This is a genomic window from Proteus sp. G2618, from assembly GCF_009915995.1.
GTDB lineage: Bacteria > Pseudomonadota > Gammaproteobacteria > Enterobacterales > Enterobacteriaceae > Proteus > Proteus terrae.
The window spans coordinates 65510-87896 of record NZ_JAABNI010000019.1 but is presented as its reverse complement, the minus strand read 5'-3'; the positions used below and the strand labels follow the sequence as shown (position 1 = coordinate 87896).

The 22387-nt window shown below is 38.9% G+C and carries 21 protein-coding genes; 4 read left to right on the top strand and 17 right to left on the bottom strand.

Annotated features, from left to right (window positions below; all coding sequences use genetic code 11):
- Nucleotides 1–86: 86 nt before the first annotated feature.
- From pncC to gpt, 9 genes are all read right to left on the bottom strand, one after another.
- A complete protein-coding gene (gene pncC, locus GWJ01_RS10505; protein ID WP_109402713.1) occupies nt 87–593 on the bottom strand; it encodes a nicotinamide-nucleotide amidase in 507 nt (168 codons plus the stop codon).
- A gap of 35 nt (nt 594–628) precedes the next feature.
- A complete protein-coding gene (gene lplT, locus GWJ01_RS10500; protein WP_109395271.1) occupies nt 629–1828 on the bottom strand; it encodes a lysophospholipid transporter LplT in 1200 nt (399 codons plus the stop codon).
- Nucleotides 1828–3987, bottom strand: coding sequence for a bifunctional acyl-ACP--phospholipid O-acyltransferase/long-chain-fatty-acid--ACP ligase (aas, locus tag GWJ01_RS10495; protein ID WP_109402712.1), 2160 nt, complete (start codon nt 3985–3987; stop codon nt 1828–1830). The genes lplT and aas overlap by 1 nt, the downstream gene beginning before the upstream one ends.
- A gap of 103 nt (nt 3988–4090) precedes the next feature.
- On the bottom strand, nt 4091–4603 hold the full coding sequence (aroL, locus tag GWJ01_RS10490; protein WP_109402711.1) for a shikimate kinase AroL: 513 nt from the start codon (nt 4601–4603) through the stop codon (nt 4091–4093).
- 145 nt (nt 4604–4748) lie between these two features.
- Nucleotides 4749–6002 carry a glutamate-5-semialdehyde dehydrogenase gene (locus tag GWJ01_RS10485; protein ID WP_109402710.1) on the bottom strand — a complete coding sequence of 418 codons (1254 nt, stop codon included), beginning with the start codon at nt 6000–6002 and terminating at the stop codon, nt 4749–4751.
- Nucleotides 6003–6013: 11 nt separating this feature from the next.
- The gene (gene proB / locus GWJ01_RS10480) at nt 6014–7117 is read right to left on the bottom strand and encodes a glutamate 5-kinase (protein ID WP_109402709.1); all 1104 of its coding nucleotides are present in this window, start codon (nt 7115–7117) and stop codon (nt 6014–6016) included.
- Nucleotides 7118–7232: 115 nt separating this feature from the next.
- A complete protein-coding gene (gene crl / locus GWJ01_RS10475; protein ID WP_098943941.1) occupies nt 7233–7634 on the bottom strand; it encodes a sigma factor-binding protein Crl in 402 nt (133 codons plus the stop codon).
- Between the two features lie 71 nt (nt 7635–7705).
- Complete coding sequence (gene frsA / locus GWJ01_RS10470) at nt 7706–8956, bottom strand: esterase FrsA (protein ID WP_109402707.1); 1251 nt, start codon at nt 8954–8956, stop codon at nt 7706–7708.
- A gap of 202 nt (nt 8957–9158) precedes the next feature.
- Nucleotides 9159–9620, bottom strand: coding sequence for a xanthine phosphoribosyltransferase (gene gpt, locus GWJ01_RS10465; protein ID WP_006534780.1), 462 nt, complete (start codon nt 9618–9620; stop codon nt 9159–9161).
- Between the two features lie 353 nt (nt 9621–9973).
- Here gpt and pepD point away from each other — a divergent pair, with 353 nt between their 5' ends.
- The gene (gene pepD, locus GWJ01_RS10460) at nt 9974–11431 is read left to right on the top strand and encodes a beta-Ala-His dipeptidase (RefSeq protein ID WP_109395277.1); all 1458 of its coding nucleotides are present in this window, start codon (nt 9974–9976) and stop codon (nt 11429–11431) included.
- 296 nt (nt 11432–11727) lie between these two features.
- Complete coding sequence (locus tag GWJ01_RS10455) at nt 11728–13890, top strand: TonB-dependent siderophore receptor (protein WP_161711072.1); 2163 nt, start codon at nt 11728–11730, stop codon at nt 13888–13890.
- Between the two features lie 64 nt (nt 13891–13954).
- On the opposite strand, the gene dinB is transcribed toward GWJ01_RS10455, so the two are convergent.
- Nucleotides 13955–15010, bottom strand: coding sequence for a DNA polymerase IV (dinB, locus tag GWJ01_RS10450; RefSeq protein ID WP_109402706.1), 1056 nt, complete (start codon nt 15008–15010; stop codon nt 13955–13957).
- A 233-nt stretch (nt 15011–15243) separates the two neighbouring features.
- Between dinB and GWJ01_RS10445 the strand changes: the two genes are divergently transcribed.
- Complete coding sequence (locus tag GWJ01_RS10445) at nt 15244–16116, top strand: glycerophosphodiester phosphodiesterase family protein (RefSeq protein ID WP_109402705.1); 873 nt, start codon at nt 15244–15246, stop codon at nt 16114–16116.
- Nucleotides 16117–16208: 92 nt separating this feature from the next.
- Nucleotides 16209–16421, top strand: coding sequence for a CsbD family protein (locus tag GWJ01_RS10440; RefSeq protein WP_109402704.1), 213 nt, complete (start codon nt 16209–16211; stop codon nt 16419–16421).
- A 130-nt stretch (nt 16422–16551) separates the two neighbouring features.
- Here the strand turns inward: GWJ01_RS10440 and nqrM are convergent, their stop codons facing one another.
- From nqrM to GWJ01_RS10405, 7 genes are all read right to left on the bottom strand, one after another.
- Nucleotides 16552–16779: a (Na+)-NQR maturation NqrM gene (gene nqrM, locus GWJ01_RS10435; protein ID WP_036932601.1), complete on the bottom strand. Its 228-nt coding sequence runs from the start codon at nt 16777–16779 to the stop codon at nt 16552–16554.
- Between the two features lie 19 nt (nt 16780–16798).
- Entirely contained in the window at nt 16799–17821 is a 1023-nt protein-coding gene (locus tag GWJ01_RS10430; RefSeq protein WP_109402703.1) for an FAD:protein FMN transferase, read from the bottom strand.
- 80 nt (nt 17822–17901) lie between these two features.
- Nucleotides 17902–19128 (bottom strand): NADH:ubiquinone reductase (Na(+)-transporting) subunit F, encoded by a 1227-nt coding sequence (gene nqrF / locus GWJ01_RS10425; RefSeq protein WP_075672385.1) that lies wholly within the window; start codon nt 19126–19128, stop codon nt 17902–17904.
- Nucleotides 19129–19144: 16 nt separating this feature from the next.
- Nucleotides 19145–19741, bottom strand: coding sequence for an NADH:ubiquinone reductase (Na(+)-transporting) subunit E (gene nqrE, locus GWJ01_RS10420; protein WP_036932604.1), 597 nt, complete (start codon nt 19739–19741; stop codon nt 19145–19147).
- Nucleotides 19742–19746: 5 nt separating this feature from the next.
- Nucleotides 19747–20376: an NADH:ubiquinone reductase (Na(+)-transporting) subunit D gene (locus GWJ01_RS10415; protein WP_036932605.1), complete on the bottom strand. Its 630-nt coding sequence runs from the start codon at nt 20374–20376 to the stop codon at nt 19747–19749.
- Nucleotides 20369–21154, bottom strand: a complete 786-nt coding sequence (locus GWJ01_RS10410; protein ID WP_075672381.1) for a Na(+)-translocating NADH-quinone reductase subunit C — start codon at nt 21152–21154, stop codon at nt 20369–20371. Before GWJ01_RS10410 ends, GWJ01_RS10415 begins: the two co-directional genes overlap by 8 nt.
- Entirely contained in the window at nt 21147–22385 is a 1239-nt protein-coding gene (locus GWJ01_RS10405) for an NADH:ubiquinone reductase (Na(+)-transporting) subunit B (protein WP_075672379.1), read from the bottom strand. The genes GWJ01_RS10410 and GWJ01_RS10405 overlap by 8 nt, the downstream gene beginning before the upstream one ends.
- Between the last annotated feature and the right edge of the window lie 2 nt (nt 22386–22387).

Sequence of the window (22387 nt, the reverse complement as noted above, 5' to 3'; positions counted from 1 at the left end):
AAGCATAAATATGGGTCACTACCATTAAAACGTATATGATTTTGCTTGTTGAAATTCATTATACTGTATAATCATACAGTATCAAGTTAATTATTAATAATTTCTTTAAATATTGATTTTAAAGAAAAAATAACAGATTCAGCTCTTACTTGCTCTCGTGAACCACTGAATATACAGTGTTTTGCCGTAGCTTGAATACCTGTTGGTGTTTTCATTGCAAAGCCGAACCAAACTAAACCAACAGGTTTTTCTTCACTCCCACCACCAGGGCCTGCAATACCACTAACTGATACTGCAAAATCTGCATTAGCTGTTATCAGCGCCCCTTTAGCCATTTGAAGAACAACTTCTTCACTCACCGCTCCGTATTTAAGCAAGGTTTGCTCATCAACGCCTATCATTTCATGCTTTGCTTCATTGCTATATGTTACAAAGCCACGATGATAATATTCAGAACTTCCTGCAATATCCGTGATAACTTTCGCAATCCATCCGCCAGTGCAAGATTCAGCCGTTGTTATCGTACTCTTCTTTTCAATTAACACTTTACCCACCTCAATACTTAAGCGGGTCATTTCATCGTAATTTATCATTAAGGTTCATCTAACCTCTATTCTAAATCCATTATTTAAGATTTCTTTCTGGTGCAATCCCATAACCATAAACCACCAATTGCTAAGGCAAAAATAGCACCAAAGCCAATCCCAATAGCAACGACAGATACGCCAATGCTCGTAACCAGTGAGAATAATCCAAGCATTAATAGCATTGCTGTATTTTCACCAAGATTCTGTACAGCGATAGCATTACCAGCACCCACACTGTGCTTTCCTTTGTCTTGTAATAACGCATTCAGAGGAACGACAAAGAACCCCCCAAAAACACCGATGATGATAAGGATTAGATAGGATGGAATAATTGAAGTCTGCAATGAGAAGTAAACAACACCAAGGCCAATTAAAATACCGGCAGGCATGCAACGACGCACTGTTTTCAGTGTCACAAATTTAGCAGCTAATCCAGCACCGACCACAATCCCGATAGCAACCATCGCATTTAATACAGTAGGAGTCGTATTATCAGTCATACCTAAAGCAATCGGTACCCATTGAACAAGTAAAAAGCGCAATGTGACTCCTGCGCCCCAAAACATGCTGGTTCCCACTAAAGAAAAGCGACTTTCTTTGTCAGCCCATAAAGTACGTGTAGCCTCAAGAAATTGAATGAACATTTTTTTAATGTTCCAACCACGGCCAATTTGAGCTGCTGATAATTTAGGTATACTAAAGTTAACAAATACAGCTAAGGCATACATTGCCGCACAAACACCTAATGCAAAAACAATGCTCCAGTCTGAGAGTAAACCACCAATAACTGATCCCAGTAAAATAGCGGCAATGGTAGATGCTTCCATTAAGCCATTTGCTTTAACTAAACGCTCACCATCAGTTAATTCACCCAAAATGCCATATTTAGCTGGAGAATAAACAGCGGCACCAATTCCGACTAAGGCATAACCAAGGAAAGGATCTGAGCCTACACAGATAAGAAATGCGCCTACGAATTTTAGAAGGTTGCCACTGAGCATAACCCTACCTTTAGGATTACGATCAGCAAACTGCCCTACAAAAGGTGCTAAGAGAATAAAAGCCAGCACAAAGACCATTTGTAAAACAGGCTGGCTCCACTCTGGGTAAAGTGCCGATTTAAACTGAGCAAGGATCGCGAACAATAATGCATTGTCAGCAAAAGCAGAAAGAAATTGCGATATCAATACCGCTTTCATTCCTCTACTCATTAAAGGAGGCTGGCTAATATTCTCTGACATTAGTTATTTTCCTGTTCAGCAAGTTTTTTCAATGAGACAAAATCCGTTTTCCCACTTCCTAAAACAGGAATTTCTTTGATAAAACGAATATCCTTTGGTACAGCAATTTCAGCAACACCTTCCGATTTTGCCAATGCTGACAGCGTACTACGATCTAATTGTTTATCAGTTGTGAACAGTACTAATGATTCACCTCTGCGTTTATCACTTATTGTCACAACGGCGTGCTCACCTTTAGATGCTTTACGTGCAAGTTGCTCAACCCCCTCAAGAGAAACCATTTCACCCGCAATTTTTGCAAAGCGTTTTACACGCCCTTTAATAGTACAAAAACCTTCACTATCAATAGCAACGATATCACCAGTGTCGTACCAACCTTCTTCATCAATACCTTCAGCATTCGTTGCGACAGGGACTTCCAATTTTTCAGGTGATTCTACACGTAAGTATCCCATCATTACGTTAGGGCCACGTAATTGTAGTCTACCGCCTTCAGAAATCCCCTTCATTGGAATTAAACGCCCTTCCATACCCGGTAATAAACGCCCCACCGTATGGGCTTTAGCACTCATAGGCACATTGATTGAAACAACAGGTGCGCATTCAGTTACGCCATAGCCTTCTAAAATACGAATACCGAATTTCTCTTGCCATAAAACACGAGTCGATTCAGAGAGCTTTTCAGCTCCAGCAACCACATATCTGACTCTGGCAAAATCATAAGGATGAGCAAATTTTCCGTAGTTTCCTAAAAAGGTTGATGTACCGAATAACACCGTACAGTTTTGGTCATAGACCAATTCAGGTACAACTCGGTAGTGTAATGGACTTGGATAAAGAAAAACGCGTGCACCTAAGCAAATTGGAGTCAGCAAACAAGCAGTTAAACCAAATGCATGAAATAACGGCAATGCTGACATAAATTTGTCTTTCGGTGAAAAGTCAGCAATTGCACGAATTTGATCAACGTTAGCCAATAAACTTGAATGGCTGTGAACAACACCTTTAGGCGTTCCTTCAGAGCCTGATGTAAATAAAATAACGGCAGCATCATTTGCCTCTTGCGGTAACATCGCTTTTTTAGGCGTAATGAGATGTTTGAGGATCCAGCGTTTATCTTCACTGGTGACAGTATCTTTTAGATCCTCAAGATAAATCCAATTTGCTTCAGGTGTTTGCTCAGGAATATGTAACAAATTCCCTTTTTCTAAAAATTGGCGTGATGTAAAGATAGTCTTGATTGATGCGGCTTTCATCGCATTTTGTACACCTAAACTACCCGCAGTGTAGTTAAGCATTGCCACAACACGTTGACGCATTGTTGCACCTAATAGTGTAGCTGCAGTGACGGTTGTATTTGGAAGCAGTAAGCCGATTCGCTCTTTGGGCTCTGTATAGCGCTCAATCAATCGACTGATCCCTAACGTTTTTTTTAGTAACCCTTGATAAGAATCTTCTTTTAGACTGATATCAGAAATTAGTGGACTGAATCGACCATATTGAGACATTGCCTGTAAAAATGCTTCATACAGCGTGATATTAGGTCGCGTTTGCATGATGGCTTCCATCATGATGTCACGCATGGCTTCACCTGCTAATCGGCGACGTTCAGAAGATTTTTCAGCTTTTGGCATCGGCAAATCAACAGCAGGGAGTACCTTGATGGTAATTCTAGGAAAGAATTGAGACTTTACTCGTAAGCTTTTGCGTATTCGTGAAAAATAGCTGAATTCAGCGCCTTCAATTCTAACAGGAACAACTTTAGCGCCTGATTTTGCTGCAATAAAAGCAGCACCTTCATAAATTTTCATCAAACCATTTGTTACAGTGATCCTTCCTTCTGGGAAAATCACAACAGGACGACCTTTATCCACTTCTTTAACTAATTGACGAACAGCCATTGGGTTTGCGGGATCTAAAGGTACGATATCAGCATAACGACCTAACCATTTTGTCGTTTTTGCAGAAGCAACAGAGGTATAAACAGCAAATACCGGATTAATAGGCAGGAATAAACGTAATAATATACCATCAATAAAAGAAGTATGATTTGGTGTAATTATACATTTTTCATATTGTGAAAACTGATTAACAAGTCCTTCAATTCTTATTCTAAATAAGAATTTAAATAGTGTTTTAAAAAACGCTATCAACATCATATCCATATCTCATTTTGCTATAATTAGCCTTACTATAAATAGGATGTGATGAAAATAAAATAGATGTTCCCTGTTTTATCCTTTATATCAGACGACTTCTTAATTATTTCGTGAGTTTTGCAAGAATTGCCTCAATGATCTCATTAATAGGCAATCCAGCATCGACAATAATATCAGCACATTGCAAATATAAAGGTTCACGTTTAGCCAAAACGTCATTCATTTCTGAAACTAACGTTTTACCCGTCAAACTTGGTCTTTGTGCTTCATTCGGATCTTGAGATAAACGCTCAACTAAAGTTTCAAGAGATGCTTGTAAATAAATAATAACACCTGAAGATTTCATATAAGCACGATTTTGATCTGCCAAAATCATACCGCCACCTGTTGAGATAACTTGATTAGGCTGGCTAACTTGGATGAGCGCTTCTGATTCAGTTTGTCGAAAAAACTCCCAACCTTTATCTTGAACCATAGAAGATATAGTTTGTTGATATTTTTGAGTTATCCAATCATCTGTATCAATGAGTCTATAATTTAACGCGAGGGAAAGTGCTTTACCTACTGTTGTTTTTCCTGCACCTCTAGGTCCGATAAGGTAAATTGTACTATCCATAAAATGCACTATCTCCATAGTGTGTTCCCTTTTAGGGGTGTAATTAAAAATTTACATGCTGTAAAGTATAAAATATCATACCTGATGTAACAAAAAAATAAAGCCACACTTTAGAAAAGTATGGCTTATTTATTCATATTAACAATTAGCTACGAATTGTATTATCGCCGTAGCCAATCCATTTATAGGTTGTTAGGGCATCTAATCCCATCGGGCCTCTAGCATGTAATTTCTGTGTACTAACAGCAACTTCGGCACCTAAACCGAATTGTCCGCCATCAGTAAAACGCGTACTTGCATTAACATACACAGCAGCTGAATCAACTTGACGAACAAAGCGATCAGCATTAGCGATAGATTGCGTTAAAATAGCATCAGAATGTGCCGTTCCATAACGGCGAATATGGCTAATTGCCTCAGTTAAACCACTCACTACTTCCACGTTTAAATCAAGTGATAACCATTCATCGCAATAATCAGCCTCTTTCACATCAACAACAGTAGCTCCGCCTTTTTTCAGCCCTGCCAATGCCTTTTCACTTGAATGCAAAGTCACTTTTTGAGCCGCCATTGCATCACTTAACTGCGGTAAAAATAGCGCTGCGATATTCTCATGTACTAAAAGCGTTTCTAAAGAGTTACACGCACTTGGACGTTGTACTTTTGCATTTACGATAACCGTTAATGCTTTTTCTAAATCTGCGCTTTCATCCACAAAAGTATGGCAAACACCGATACCACCAGTAATAACTGGAATGGTTGATTGTTCACGGCAAAGTTTATGCAAACCAGCTCCGCCTCGTGGAATAAGCATATCAATGTACTCATCCATTTTTAGCATTTTAGCGACTAACTCACGATCAGGCTTATCAATTGCCTGAATAGCACCAGCTGGGATACCACATTTTTCTAATGCTTGTTGAATTACCGCAACAACCGCTTGGTTAGTATGATGGGTTTCTTTTCCACCACGAAGAATAGCCGCATTACCTGTTTTCAAACATAAAGAAGCGACATCAATCGTGACATTGGGACGAGCTTCATAAATAACACCCACAACACCCAGCGGCACACGGCGACGCTCTAAACGTAAACCACTATCTAGCATACGACCATCGATAACTTGACCCACTGGATCTTCTAAGCGACACACTTGTCGTACATCATCGGCAATTGCTTTTAAACGTGCAGAATTAAGTAATAAACGATCAAGCATAGCGGCATTGATATTGGCTTCACGAGCCGCTTGCATATCTTTTTCATTTGCTGCAAGAATTGAAGCTTCTTGTTGTTCTAATAAATCAGCCATAACTAATAATGCCTGATTTTTTTGCTCTGTTGATAGTTGAGCTAAATGCCAAGATGCCTCTCTTGCAGATTTACCCATTTGTTCTAACATCAGAAGGCTCCTTAGCTAACAATCATATCATCACGATGCACAGCAACACTGCCATACTCGTAACCTAAAATTTGACTAATTTCTTGTGAATGGTGTCCTGCTATTAAACGCAATGCATCACTATTATAGTGTGCAACACCATGAGCGAGATCTTTACCTTGTAAACTTTGAATGCGGATAACACATCCACGAGAGAAATCGCCTTTAATTTCTTTGATACCTTTTGGTAAAAGGGAACTACCTTTTTCTTTAATTGCGTTTTCAGCCCCTTCATCAACCACTATCACACCAGCAATTGGCGCACCAAAGATCCACCGCTTACGCGCTTCTAATGGGCTTTGTAAGCCATGAAATAATGTTCCAACAGGCTCATCATTAATTACTCTGGCAATAACTTCAGGTTGTACGCCTGCGGCGATAACAACATCAATGCCTGCTCGTCCTGCAACGGTTGCAGCTTGCAATTTTGTTGCCATACCGCCCGTACCTAACCCTGATACGCTATCACCCGCCATTTGACGTAACTCATCGTTGATATCAAAAACTTCAGGGATCAGTTTAGCATCTGGATTACTACGGGGATCAGCCGTGTAAAGCCCTTCAATATCCGTTAGTAATAACAGTTTATCAGCACCACCTAAAATAGCGGCTAATGCTGACAAGTTATCGTTATCACCCACTTTAATTTCCGCGGTGGCAACAGCATCATTTTCATTGATAACGGGAATAATATGGTTATCTAACAGCGCATGTAATGTATCACGCGCATTCAGGAAACGTTCTCTATCTTCAATATCGGCACGCGTTAATAGCATTTGACCAATATGAATACCATAGATAGCAAATAACTGTTTCCATACTTGAATTAAGGCACTTTGCCCCACAGCGGCAAGCAACTGTTTTGACGCAATAGTTGCGGGCAAATCAGGATAATTTAAATACTCGCGTCCTGCTGCAATTGCACCAGAAGTGACAATAATAATCCGGTGCCCTTTTTCGTGTTGTTTAGCACATTGGCGAACCAGCTCAACAATATGAGACTGATCCAGACGTCGTGAACCACCAGTAAGTACACTTGTCCCTAATTTAACAACCAGCGTTTGGCTGCTACTCATAACATTTACCATTCTTGTTGATTATTTAAAAAGATAATACACAGTTTTATCAGGAGAGAAGCGTTATGCCAACTGACATAACGCAAAATCTATGAAAAGTTGCCCTAACACAAAATTAGGGCTGAATGGGAAGAGGAAATTTGTTCATTTTTTCATCTGGGATGAGTGTCATTTCTAATTCACTCACCGCAAGTTGAAGAAATTCATGAAAACGAATAAGTGTTTCATTGATTGACTCAACAACATCATTCTTACTTATGTTCTGATGAAGCCAATCACCATTTTTATCGAATAGCCCAATTTGATAATGATAAATAAGCTGTTCATTATTACGTTCTAATTCCATCCACCAGCCCCAAAACTCTCGTTTTTCCGGCGCGACTTTTTTATTTACACACACAGCTAAACAGTCAAAAAAGAACTGGCTCTCTTGGCATTGTTGCTCTCGGATATAAGGACCGATTTGAGCAAAACGCTTTAATAACTTACCTTGGGTAGGGTTCAAAGATGAAGTCATAAATTCAGTCTCCTTAGAAACTCTACTGTTATATAATCTAATATAATTAGCAAGTTATTGTTCAAAATTAATTATATTAATTTATCATAGATCCAATCTGCACTTTTTTGTAACGCGAGCTCTAAACCTTCATAAAGCGGTTTATCATTAATAGCAAGAATGTCACCATCCATAGAGGAGCGTGCAATTAATTGCGAATCCTCTTTAGGGCTCATTTCATCCCCTTTCCAATAAACCCCCATCATGGGAACAGGCATGCGTCGACCAATCAAACCTTGGTTTTTCAGGGAATAACTGCTCAACGATAATCGAAGATTATTCTCGTCAATATTCCATAACCCTAAGCGACTTGCTAATACATCAAGATACATCACAGGAATTTTTTTCTGTAACTCAGCTTGGGTAAAGAAAGTGTGGATCAACGGGCCTAAGGCAACAACACCTTTAATCAATTTTGGGTAGATATAAGCTAAACGCACGGCAATATTACCGCCAAAGCGAAAGCCCATCACACCAACACGAGTATGATCAATCCAAGGTACTTCAGAAAGTTGCTTTAGAACTTCACCTTGTAAATGGCATGTATCTTCCGTTAGTTTTTGTTTTACTGAATAACCAATTGCAGGCATATCCAGCGTTAACATTGCAATACCTTTAGGGGAAAGATAATCACGGAAGAAACTAACATAATCGCTTTGTAAGCCGTCTAATCCACCACAAAATAACACCGTAGGATAAGGGCCTCTGCAATCTTTTGGTAAATGCAGAAAACCTGTTGTCGTCCCTTTTCCTTCTAATTTAAATGTCAGTTTCTTGACTTCAAAAGAAGAAAATTTCGTCGCATTCTCAAAGGCTTTCATCGACAAAATAACGGCTTGCTCCGCTAAAAAATCACCATTAATAAAGGGATATGCGGCAATACTATAAAGATGTGCGGCTTTTAACCAACAATCTGCTGCGACATCACCGGACTCTTCACGTAATGCTTTTTGTTGCCAGATCATCGCTTGATGCGACCACTCAAATGACCAACCACCTTTACGATACCCGATAACGGTATCAATAAATTTATCATCACTACGAGGGGCATCCTGCACAGCAATTCGACTTAACACCTCTTCTATCTCAATAGGAGAAATTCCACGCCAAATCCAAAGTAAACGTTGAATAGTTCGATACCAATTTTGCTGGCTCGCACCATTAAGCACGGTATAGGTATTAATATTCGATTTTGGATGGGTGTACTGAATTAGCGTTGAGGTTTCAGCGTGTTTTGCTCGTGGTTTAAATAAAGTTTCAGAAAGATTCGTATTGTTTGCCATATCACTCTTCAAATCAGTGGATATCGTATAAAAGGGGCTAAAAAGTCTGGCTTTATCATAGCATGAAATTAACTGGAACAATGTGTATCACGACAAGCAATCGCACGAAGACATCATTAAGAGGAAGAGAAAAAAGCTTAAAAACAAAAATCCCCGCCTAAGCGAGGATCTCAATTAAAACAGCAAAGCGAATGCTATCAACTTATTTTTGATCGCAAACTGGTGGAATAAAGGCAACCCCCATATCCCAAGGTTGTTCAATCCATGTATTTTGCGGAATATCAACCACAAAATCATCCACTAAAGGACGCCCTTCTGGTTTTGCAAAGATAGTGACGAAATGGGCTTTTGGATACATTTCACGAATAACTTTAGCAGTACCACCAGTATCAACTAAATCATCAACAACGATAAAGCCTTCACCATCACCTTCTGCTTTTTTTAAGATTTTGAGGTCACGCTGATGATCGTGGTCATAGCTAGAAATGCAGACTGTATCCACATGACGGATACCTAATTCACGAGCAAGTAATGCAGCAGGGACTAATCCCCCACGGCTGACAGCAATAATGCCTGTCCACTGTTCGACTGGTAATAAACGTTGCGCCAATTGACGGGCATGTATTTGCAACATATCCCACGTTACAACATATTTTTCGCTCATAATATTGTGATCCTAGCTACTTGAATTTCGAGAGAAGCTTTTTTGCGGAAAAAAAGGTTGCGCGAGATTATAGTGATTTGAGCGCCTAAAAACCAGAGAAAACGTGAAAACAGGTGAGATTATCCTTATTTTTTTCTGTAATGTCTTTTTATGATTAAAAAACAAACTATATAAAAAAATGAATACAAATAGAGATCTAATTTCTTAGATAGAGATGTGAATAGGATGACGCATTCATCAGAAGAAAGTGATATTCTCAACTACATTGGCGTATAACGCTCAGAATAATAAAGCTAGCCCTTAAAAAAGCGGTAGGCTATCAATAACACAGATGCTGTTAGAGGAGATCCATCGTGTCTGAACTATCTACTCTATCCCCACAACCACTATGGGATATTTTTGCAAAAATTTGTTCGATTCCACATCCATCACATCATGAAGAAGCCTTAGCTTCCCATATTCTTTCTTGGGCAAGTGAAAAAGGTCTTTTTGCACAGCGCGATGCAGTTGGCAATATTTTAATTCGTAAACCAGCAACTAAAGGCATGGAAGATCGTAAAGCCGTTGTTTTACAAGCACACTTAGATATGGTGCCACAAAAAAACAACGACACCGTTCACGACTTCACTAAAGATCCGATTCAACCTTACATTGACGGTGAGTGGATCAAAGCTAAAGGCACTACATTAGGTGCTGATAATGGTGTAGGTATGGCATCTGCATTAGCTGTTTTAGCTGACGATACTGTTAAACACGGCCCATTAGAAGTCCTGTTAACCATGACTGAAGAAACAGGCATGGACGGAGCATTTGGTTTACAACCAGGTTGGTTACAAGCTGATATTCTTATCAACACAGACTCTGAAGAAGAAGGTGAAATCTACATGGGCTGTGCGGGTGGTATTGATGTTAAAACCACAGTAAGCCTTTCTTACGATGCAATTCCAGCAGGCCACGTTGTTAAACAACTGGTTCTGAAAGGATTAAATGGCGGTCACTCAGGTGGTGATATCCATTTAGGTTTAGGTAACGCAAATAAATTATTAGCGCGTTTCTTAGCAGGTCATGCCGAAGAATTATCACTGAAATTAATTGATTTTCACGGTGGTACACTGCGTAATGCTATTCCTCGTGAAGCAAACATTGTTTTTGCAATTCCAGCGGATAAAGCAAGCCAGCTAGACGAAGTAAAAGCGAAATTTGAAGCTCTGTTAAAAACAGAATTAGCTATTGCTGAAAAAAATCTGAAAATTGAATTAATTGATACAACAACAGATAAAAAAGTTTTCACAGCAGATTGCCAAGAACGCTTAATCAACCTACTTAATGCTATGCCAAATGGTGTTATTCGTATGAGTGACGATGTTGAAGGTGTTGTTGAAACTTCATTAAACGTAGGTGTTGTTAGCATTGTTGACGATAAAGTAGAGATCCTGTGCTTAATTCGTTCTCTGATTGATAGCGGTAAAACTTATGTTGTTAGTATGCTGACAGCATTGGCAAAACTAGCTAAAGCGGATATCGAAACCAAAGGCGGTTACCCTGGTTGGAAACCAGATGCGGACTCTCCTGTTATGCATTTAGTGCGTGACACTTACCAACAACTGTTTGATAAAGTGCCAAACATCATGGTTATCCACGCTGGTCTTGAGTGTGGTCTGTTCAAAAAACCTTACCCAGATATGGATATGGTTTCTATTGGACCAACAATCCGTGGTGCTCACTCACCAGATGAACGTGTTCACGTTAAAAGCGTCGGTCAATACTGGCAATTATTAACTGCGATTTTAAAAGCGATCCCAGCTAAATAATTTCGCTTTAATGTTAATAATGGAACCCGCTTAATTGGCGGGTTTTTTGTGCCTATAACTATCACCAAGAAATAAATTATCCCCTCAATTTACACGCTATTTCCCTTAAAGATCATAATTTATTCCTTATGTAGCCAATTACATAATCACTTATTCCATTATGGAATAAAAAATAAATCTTAATAAATTAAACATATAGAATGATAATCATTATCATTAGTATTAATATTTTCAGAGTGATATTTTCATGGCTTCCATATTTAAAGTTAAATAATAAAAAACTAAAGGGTTCTATTGTGTCTAATAAAAATTACGTTGCTAGCGTCTTTCTCGCCTTACCTCTAAGTTTTCTCTCTGTTCAGATTCATGCTGCCGTCAATCAAAATATACCTGAAAAGATAATTGTTACGGCATCTCCATCGCAAGATCCTCAAGCGCCTGTTTCCGGTTTTGTAGCAACAAAAACGCTATCAACAAATAAAACACCAAGTGAAATTGAAAAAACACCACAATCCATTAGTGTGATCACGCGTGATCAAATGGATGCTCAAGATGTCAGTTCAGTTTCTCAAGCATTACGTTATACGCCCGGAGTTTTCACAGAATATCGTGGAAGTTCTAATCGTAATGATGAGGTTTTTATTCGTGGATACAGTTATGCCCCTCGTTTTCTTGACGGCCTAAGTTATGGAATGGGAGCTTCATCATCAACTGGTGCAATTGATCCCTGGTTATTAGAGCGTGTTGAAGTGGTCAAAGGGCCTGCATCCGTTCTTTATGGCCAAGTCAATCCGGGTGGCCTTGTGGCAATGACAAGCAAAAGACCAACTGCATCCCCTATTCGCCATATTCAAGTACGAGCAGGCAATGATAAATTAGCAGAAACTGCTTTTGATTTTTCAGGTGCATTAAGTGATGACAATCGTGTGCTTTATCGCCTAAACGGTGTTGCAAAAACACAACACACGCAAATAAAAAACTATAAAGAAGAACGTGTTGCACTTGCTCCAGCTATTACTTTCTTACCTAATGAACAAACTCGCTTAACGCTACTAAGCTTTATTCAGCAAGATCCTGAAGCTGGATATCGTAATTTTTTACCTGCTTATGGTACGGTTAAAAGCACTCCGGCGGGTACTATTCCCTTTGATTTTGATGTTAACAATCCCGATTACCATAAATCATGGCGTCAACAATATGGTATAGGCTATGAATTTGAACATGAATTTAGTGATTCACTAAAAATTGTACAAAATGCTCGATATAGCCATATTAATCAAAAATATAAATATCTTGTATTTGGCTCTTTAAGAAAAGATAACCCTTATATTCTTGAACGCCGAGCGCAACAAGAGCAGCGTGAAACAGATACTTTAGGAATAGATACTCGTTTGCAAGCCGACTTTACCACTGCAAAACTTAATCATACTGTGATTGCTGGTATTGATTATCAATGGAGCAAAGATCAAGATAATTTGCTTCGAGCAATGGGACCAGAGTACGATCTTGATTGGCGTGATCCTAACTACCACTATCCAATCGATATGAGTTTACAAAAACCTGCGACCGATCAGCTACAAAAGCGTGACCAAATTGGGTTATATCTACAAGATCAGATCGAATGGAAAAATTGGATCTTACTTGCAGGATTACGCCAAGATTGGGCTCAAGTTCGTACTCATGATTTCTTAGCTAAAAGCTATGATCAGCAAGATGATCATAAATTAACGGGTCGTGCAGGGCTTTTATATGCTTTTGATAATGGTATTTCGCCATATATTAGTTATAGCACTTCGTTTGAACCTAATTTACAAACTCGCCGAGCACCAGGAAGTGCCCCTTTTGAGCCTAGCGAAGGTCGTCAATTAGAGGCTGGAATAAAATACCTGACACCAAATGAGCAAACATTGGCAACACTCTCTATTTATCAATTACAACAACGTAATGTTACCAACTACAATGCTGAAAAAGCATATTTTGAACCAGTAGGTGAAATTAGAAGCCGTGGTGTTGAAGCACAAATTAATAGCCAATTAACTGAAAATATTTCATTTATCAGCAGTTATGCTTATACCGATACTGAAGTAAGAAAAACCATTATTGCAGGAACACAAGGAAAAGAACTCCCTAGAGTTCCTAAGCATATGGCATCACTTTGGGGTCAATATGATGAAACCTCTGGGCTATTTAATGGCGCTAAAGCGGGTGTTGGTGTCAGATATGTAGGTGTGTCTCAAGGCGATACCAAAAATACAGTTAGTGTACCTGCAGTGACTCTTTACGATGCAATGATTGGTTATTCATTAGGTGAGCTATCACCTTCTTTAAAAGGTGCTGAAATTCAGCTTAATATGAATAATATTGCGAATAAACATTATGTTGCATCTTGTGCTGGTGATACTGCATGTTTTTATGGCATTGGCAGAACGATGACGGCAACGATGAATTATCGCTGGTAATACTATATAGATTAACTGAATTAACCATAGTCTATCTGTTGTTCGACTATGGTTTTTTTAATTTTTATAGCGCTAAAAGAAGTTGTCGTTCTATTTGTGGATCTTGCAATGTGACATGAAATCCGATCAAGCGCACACCTCTGCCATTTCGACGCTCATGCCATGCTTGATAGGCAATATTGATTAAATCAGCTTTTTCTAAAATAGGATGAGTATGCTCTTGTGTCGTTAATTGAAAATCATCAAATTTTAATTTAACGCCTTGCCTTGCTATCCTTAGGTCAGGTTTAACTTTTGTTAATCGCCTTTCTAATTCGCTATACAATCCATCAAGTAATGCCAAGCAATCATCCCAAGAATTAATATCTGAGGCAAAAGTGCGTTCAACTCCGACTGATTTCCTGAGTCTATCTGGGTTAATTTCACGTTCATCGATACCATGACTGCGTTCCCATAAATTTTGACCAAATTTTCCAAACACTTTTACTAAAGAAATGATATCGGTGCGACGAATATCGGCACAAGTTTCTAACCCCATTTCTTGCAAACGAGCAAATGTCACCTTACCTACGCCGGGTATTTTATTAAGTGGTAATTTTAAAATAAAATCATCGACTTGCTCTGGTGTAATAACAAATTGCCCATTTGGTTTATTCATATCAGAGGCAATTTTTGCAAGAAATTTAATCGGTGCAATACCTGCGGATGCCGTGAGATTTAACTCATCAAAAATTTGTTGGCGGATTTCTTGAGCCATCAACGTTGCAGAGCCATGACAATGCTTACTGTCAGATACATCAAGATAAGCTTCATCGAGTGAAAGAGGTTCAATAAGATGAGTATAACGAGAAAAGATCTGGCGTATTTTTGCTGATGTTTCTTTATAGAAAGCCATCCTACCGGGTAGCACTTTTAAGTGAGGACATAACTTCAACGCTGTTGCCGTTGACATAGCACTACGGACACCAAAACGACGGGCGGGATAATTCGCCGTGCAGATCACACCTCGACTAGAAGCATGGCCTCCAACCGCAATTGGGATCTCTTTTAGTGCTGGATTATCTCGCATTTCAATCGCAGCATAAAAACAATCCATATCAACATGAATAATTTTACGCATACAATCACCTCACTTTATGTACTGTTTAAATATACAGTAAATAAATATTAACTACAATTTTTATTCGCTCTTATCTCCCTCTATTGAGGTGTATTTCTCATAAAAATCTGAATTAGTCTGTTTATTTATAGAATTGTCACAAAGTGATGATAGATTGTTTTTGCTCGTTGATTAATTACATTAATTTTAAATATTGTTTTGTAACTATATATAAAACAAGGAAATAATTTTTCATGATTAAATTATTTATCGCTGTTTCTCTCTTTTTTTATTCTGTAACCCTTATGGCATCTCCTAAAATTATCGCACATCGTGGTGGCACAGCTGATGCTCCTGAAAATACTGAAATTGCTATAAAAACAGCGCTCTCTAATCAAGCTGATGCAATTTGGATCACTATTCAATTATCAAAAGATAATATTCCTGTCCTTTATCGCCCTAGTGATTTAAAAAGCTTAACGAATGGGCAAGGCAGTGTTTCTGAATTTACTGCACAGCAACTGAAGCAATGGGATGCCGGCTATAAATTTGGCGAAGCCCAGCAATTTCCTTATCGAAATAAAGGTGTCACCATTCCGACATTAGATGAAATCTTAACTCAATTCCCCACAACACAGTTTTATCTTGATTTAAAATCACCAGATGCTGATCCTGCAACTCAAGGTGAAGCATTAGTAACTGTACTTCGTAATCATAACGCACTGGATAGAACTCGCGTTTATTCTACAAACGCGGCATTTCTTGATGCTTTGCCGACTAATGTGCAACGTTTTGAAAGCCGTGATATCACTCGTGATATTCTAGCCAATATCACTATGAGCCATGTTTGCCTGTTACCTGAAAATTTAGAGATTACTCGTTGGTATGGGCTAGAGCTTCACCGAAAAGTCGAAGTTGTTGAGAAGTACACATTAGGTGAAGCGCGTTCCGCTTCAGTTCTGAGTTGGGATAAAGATGCAATGTCTTGTTTTCGTGCTGGTGGCAATGCTCATATTGTTCTTTTTGGGATCAACACAGAGAAAGACTATATTCAGGCTACTGAATTAGGTGCTGATGCAGTTATGGTCGATTCACCCGCAAATATGAAAGCATTTAGAAAAGAGTAAATAAGTCGATTTAGGCATTCATTTTTATCTTCACTTCATTCTCTTCTACACTTAATCATGTTATCTGATGGAAATAAGTAAGGAGGAATAAAATGTTAAACAATAAAATTTCGGGTGATTGGAATTTATTCAAAGGAAAAGTAAAAGAAAAATGGGGAAAAATCACCCATGATGAACTTGATGTTATCGAAGGCACTCGAGAGCAATTGATTGGTAAACTTCAAGAGCATTATGACTATTCCTACGAAGAAGCCCAAAAAGAAGTTTTAGAGTGGGAGGGACAAAACCCTTATCCATGGAAGTAATCCTTTGACAAAAAGTTTTGCTTTTTATGATCTTACTTTAGTTCTATTAAATTTTTTTAGAATGAAATAAAAAAGAGTGATGGCAACTAAAATCCATCACTCTTTTTTTATTGAAGAATATTTCTTATTGTTAAAGAATTCGATTCTTTTTTAGTAGCTCTTCTCGTGCGGACTCTTTCGCCATACGTTTTTTACGTGCATCACATGGCTCAGGGCAATCGCACTCTTTTTCTATCCCCATAGCTCCTAAACCACCACAACTACCTTGAAGGCTCTTACGCTTTACAATATATCCTAACGCCATTCCAAAGAAGGCAATTAAGAATAAGATGAAGGCAAAAAGAAATATTTTTAACATAACCTTCTCTCCTTAAATTCTATTTTTTCAAGAATGGGGCGAACGCTTTACTATAACGCTCTTCAAACCCATTTTCAGTTTTCACTATCATAAAGACAGGAATATTTAGCTCGTTTGCTACTGCTAACCCTTTTTCAGGCCCTAAAACATTCAATCCTGTTGAAAGACCATCAGCACTCATGCAAGTTGGCACAATAACAGTGATAGAAACAAGGTTATGTTTAATAGGGTGACCAGTGGTTGGGTCAATAGTATGAGAAAAACGGACACCATTTTCTTCAAAATAGTTACGATAATCACCAGACGTGGCAATTGAATTATCACCCGGTTCAATAATTAACTGAACACTCTGTTTTGTGCCGTCATTTGCCGGTTTTTCAATCGCTATACGCCAAAGCTTATCATTGCCATTCACGCCTTGGGTTCTTACTTCACCACCAATATCAACCATATAGTTAGTGATATTCTGTGAAATTAAATATTCAGCTACAGCATCAACACCATAGCCTTTGGCAATTGAAGAAAGATCGACATAAAGCTCAGGGATCTTCTTAATTAACGTATTACCTTCAACAGCTAGGTAATCAATACCAATCCACTTTTTACGTTTTTCTAATTCATCTTCAGAAGGTTGATGCGTAAATCGGCCTTCTGGGCCAAATCCCCATAAATTAACTAACGGCCCCACTGTCACATCTAAAGCACCATCAGTCATTTTATTAATGCGAATAGCTTCACTTACCACTTTGGCTGTCGCAGGTGAAACAGGAAATGGGGTATTAATTTCACGGCTTTGATTGAAACGACTGAGTTCAGAATGAGGGCGGTATGTTGACATTTGATCGTTCACTTCTTCAAGAATACGATCAATTTCTGTTTGTAAGACGTTTTGTGGAGGTGAATTACTATCAGGAACATATTTAATCGAGTAATAAGTTCCCATGGTTTCGCCTTCTAATACCTGCTGTTTTTCACCGCATGCAGATAATAGGACTAATGCAGACAGCATCACTATCCAATTTATCATCTTTCTTTTTAACATAACTCTCTCTTCTGATCATGAGCGCCCACATAAGTGGGCGCTTGTCATTTCATTCATTTATGCTTTATCGGAAGTTAGGATCAACCTCCAAAGTCATCCAGCATAATGTTTTCATCTTCAACGCCTAAATCTTTGAGCATTTTAATAACTGCTGCATTCATCACTGGCGGTCCACACATATAGAATTCACAATCTTCTGGTGCAGGATGATTTTTGAGGTAATTCTCAAACAACACGTTGTGAATAAATCCAGTATAGCCAGTCCAATTATCTTCAGGCAATGCATCTGAAAGTGCGACATTCCATGTGAAGTTTTCGTTTTCTTTTGCAAGCATATCGAAATCTTCAGTGTAGAACATTTCACGAACAGAACGTGCACCATACCAAAAGCTGATTTTACGTTTAGAATGTAAGCGTTTTAATTGGTCAAAGATATGTGAACGCATTGGCGCCATACCCGCACCACCACCAATAAAGATCATCTCAGCATCAGTTTCTTTGGCGAAGAATTCACCAAATGGGCCTGAAATTGTCACTTTATCACCTGGTTTTAGTGACCAAATATACGATGACATAATACCTGGTGGCACATCAGGATTTCGTGGCGGAGGTGTTGCAATACGCACGTTTAACATGATGATGCCATGCTCTTCAGGATAGTTCGCCATTGAATAAGCACGTACAGTGGTTTCTTTAACCTCAGAAACATAACGGAACAAATTAAATTTATCCCAATCTTCACGATACTCCTCAGGTACATCAAAATCTTCATAACGTACCGTATGAGGAGGACATTCAATTTGAATAAATCCACCAGCACGGAAAGGTACAACTTCACCTTCAGGAATTTTTAACACTAATTCTTTAATGAAAGTTGCTTTGTTATCGTTTGAGATAACTTCACATTCCCATTTCTTAACACCGAAAATTTCTTCAGGTAATTCTAATTTCAGATTATTTTTTACGTTTACCTGACAGGCTAAACGACAACCTTCTTTAGCTTCACGCTTGTTAATATGTGAAAGTTCTGTTGGTAAAATATCACCGCCACCTTCAAGCACTTTAACGCGGCACTGGCCACAAGAGCCACCACCACCGCAAGCAGATGAAATAAAAATACCTTCGTTTGATAATACGTTAAGTAATTTATCACCCGCTGGTGCATCAAAACTTTTTTCTGGGTCTCCATTGACCTCAACTGAAATATCCCCTGTATTGACCAGTTTTGATTTTGCGAACAAAATCAATGCTGTTAACACCAATACAATCAGGGTAAACATCACGACACCTAGAATAATTATATCCATGAGTTCTTCTCACCCTTTATAGCTGAACACCAGAGAAGGACATGAAACCTAATGCCATCAACCCTGTGGTGACAAAAGTAACGCCTAATCCTTTCATACCTGCCGGTACATCCGCGTACTTCATTTTCTCACGGATAGAAGCCAGTAATACGATGGCTAACATCCAACCAACTCCAGAGCCAAAACCATAAACAATAGACTCACTAAAGTTATAGTCACGTTGTGCCATAAATGACACACCACCGAAGATGGCGCAGTTAACGGTAATAAGAGGCAAGAAGATCCCTAATGCATTATAAAGTGCAGGGAAATAACGGTCTAAAATCATCTCAAGGATTTGTACCAGTGCTGCGATCACACCAATGAAAGTGATAAAGTTTAAGAAACTTAAATCAACTCCTTCCATCAATGCATTATCACGTAACACATAGTTGTAAACTAAGTTATTCAACGGTACAGAAAGACCAAGAACAACGGTAACAGCGATACCTAATCCAAAAGCTGTTTTTACGTTTTTAGAAACGGCGAGAAATGTACACATCCCTAAGAAGAATGCGAGCGCCATATTCTCAATAAAAACAGCACGAACAAACAGGCTTATATAATGTTCCATGGCGATTAGTCCTCTTCAACCTGAGCAGGTTTTAATGTACGTAATCCCCAAATTAGCAAGCCAATAATAAAGAATGCGCTTGGTGCTAACAGGAATAAACCATTTGGCTGATACCAGCCACCATTTTGGATAGATTCCATGACGGTAATACCAAATAATTTACCAGATCCGAAAAGCTCACGTAAAAATCCGACAAGGATCAAGATAACGCCATACCCTAAACCATTACCAATACCATCCATAAAGCTTTCAATAGGCGGTGATTTCATCGCATACGCTTCAGCACGTCCCATTACAATACAGTTAGTAATGATAAGACCGACGAAAACAGAAAGTTGTTTAGAGATTTCATATGCATAAGCTTGCAGTATTTGGTCAACAACGATAACTAATGAAGCAATAATCGCCATTTGAACAATAATACGAACACTACTTGGTATGTAATTGCGAATGAGTGAAATAAAAAAGTTTGAGAACGCAGTAACCAGCGTTACAGCAATTGTCATCACTAATGCAGTTTCAAGTTTTGTTGTCACCGCCAATGCAGAACACACACCTAATACCTGTAAGGCAATTGGGTTGTTATCTAACAATGGTCCAAGTAAAACTCGTTTAATTTCTTTTGTATCAGCCATTGATTTCTCCTTCACGAACTTTTTTCAGGAATGGGCCGAAACCTTTTTCACCTAACCAGAAATCGAACATATGCTGGATACCATTCGAAGTCAGTGTCGCACCTGAAAGTCCATCAATACCATAAGGGCTGCCAGATGCACCACCACGTACTATTTTTATGGCTGGCACACCTTGCTCATTGATTAAGTGCTTACCTTTCCATTGTGCTTTCCATTGTGGATTATCGACTTCACCACCGAGTCCCGGCGTTTCACCATGAGAATAATAGGTAATACCTTTTGAAGTGACTCCATCAATATCTACGGCGACAAAAGCATACATTACAGACCATAAACCAGAGCCATAAACAGGTAATACAACTTCCGTCGTTTTACCTTGTTCATCGAGTACAAAATAAACCTCTGCTGTGTTAGCACGACGGCGAATTTTAGCAATATCTTCCTCTGGGGATAAAGCGATTGACGTCTCATCACTGCGTAACTCTGTGTTTAAATCAAAATTGCCTTTACTATCAGTCAGTTCACCTGTCTGAAAATTAACAATTTTTGCTTTAATACGCGTGTCATACACTTTCAATACATCTGTCGCACTCATTTTAGGTACGAGTAGCCCCGCAACATCAAGAATATTACGTTGTTTATCAAGAAGTTTTTGTTCTTCTTGTTTAGACTTCAGCCCAACAGCCGCTCCTGCTACTACCACAGAACACACAAGACATAGAATAAATACAACGAGGAACGTTCTTGCGACGCTATCTTTGTTTTTCTCTTTAGCCACGAGCTTTTCTCCGCTTAATATTCGCCTGAACAACCACATAATCGAACAGTGGTGCAAATAAGTTTGCGAATAAGATTGCCAGCATCATACCTTCAGGGTAAGCCGGATTGACGACACGAATAAGCACAGCCATTACGCCAATCAAAATACCGTAAGCCCATTTACCTTTATCAGTAAACGATGCGGATACTGGATCTGTTGCCATAAACATCATACCGAAAGCAAAACCACCTAATACTAAGTGCCAGTGCCAAGGCATTGAGAAGAGAGGATTGGTATCTGAGCCGATGAAATTAAACAGGTATGACATTGCAATCATGCCTACCATTACCCCAGCAACAATACGCCATGAAGCAATACGAGCAAAAAGAATGACTGCACCACCGATTAAAATCATCAGTGTTGATACTTCACCGATCGACCCTGGAATATATCCAAGGAAAGCATCCATCCAAGAGATAGGCTGTTGAGTGACGGTATTTACTAATGCACTTTCACCCGATACAGACCATTGTGATAATGGTGTCGCACCAGAGAAGCCGTCAGCTGCAGTCCAAACCAAATCACCTGAAATTTGAGCAGGATAAGCAAAGAACAGAAATGCACGACCAGCTAATGCTGGGTTTAAGAAGTTACGCCCTGTCCCACCAAAGATTTCTTTCGCGATAACAACACCAAACGTAATACCTAATGCAGCCTGCCAAAGTGGTAATGTAGGCGGTACTATTAAGGCAAATAAGATTGATGTAACAAAGAATCCTTCGTTAATTTCATGGCCACGAATAAAGGCAAAAAGAACTTCCCAAAATCCGCCAACCGCAAAAACAACTAGATAAATAGGTAGGAAGTAAGTTGCACCAAGTAGCATCTTACTTGCCCAACCCGCATCTGTTGTTAATGATGCGCCGAGGTATTCAGCAAGGCGATAGTGCCAATCTGAAGCAATGATTTGCTGTAATTCAGCACCACTATATAACTGATTAAGTGCAGGGATCGCTTGATGACCAACGTTATACATTCCCCAAAACATTGCTGGGAAAACGGATAACCAAACTAAAATCATCATGCGTTTTAGGTCAATGGTGTCACGAACATGACCACCATTACGAGTGACAGTACCTGGCGTATAAAATACCGTGGTCACTGCCTCATAAAGTACGTACCATTTTGCTAATTTGCCACCGGGCTCAAAATGGTGCTCTACTTTTTCAAATAAATTTTTCAAACCCATGA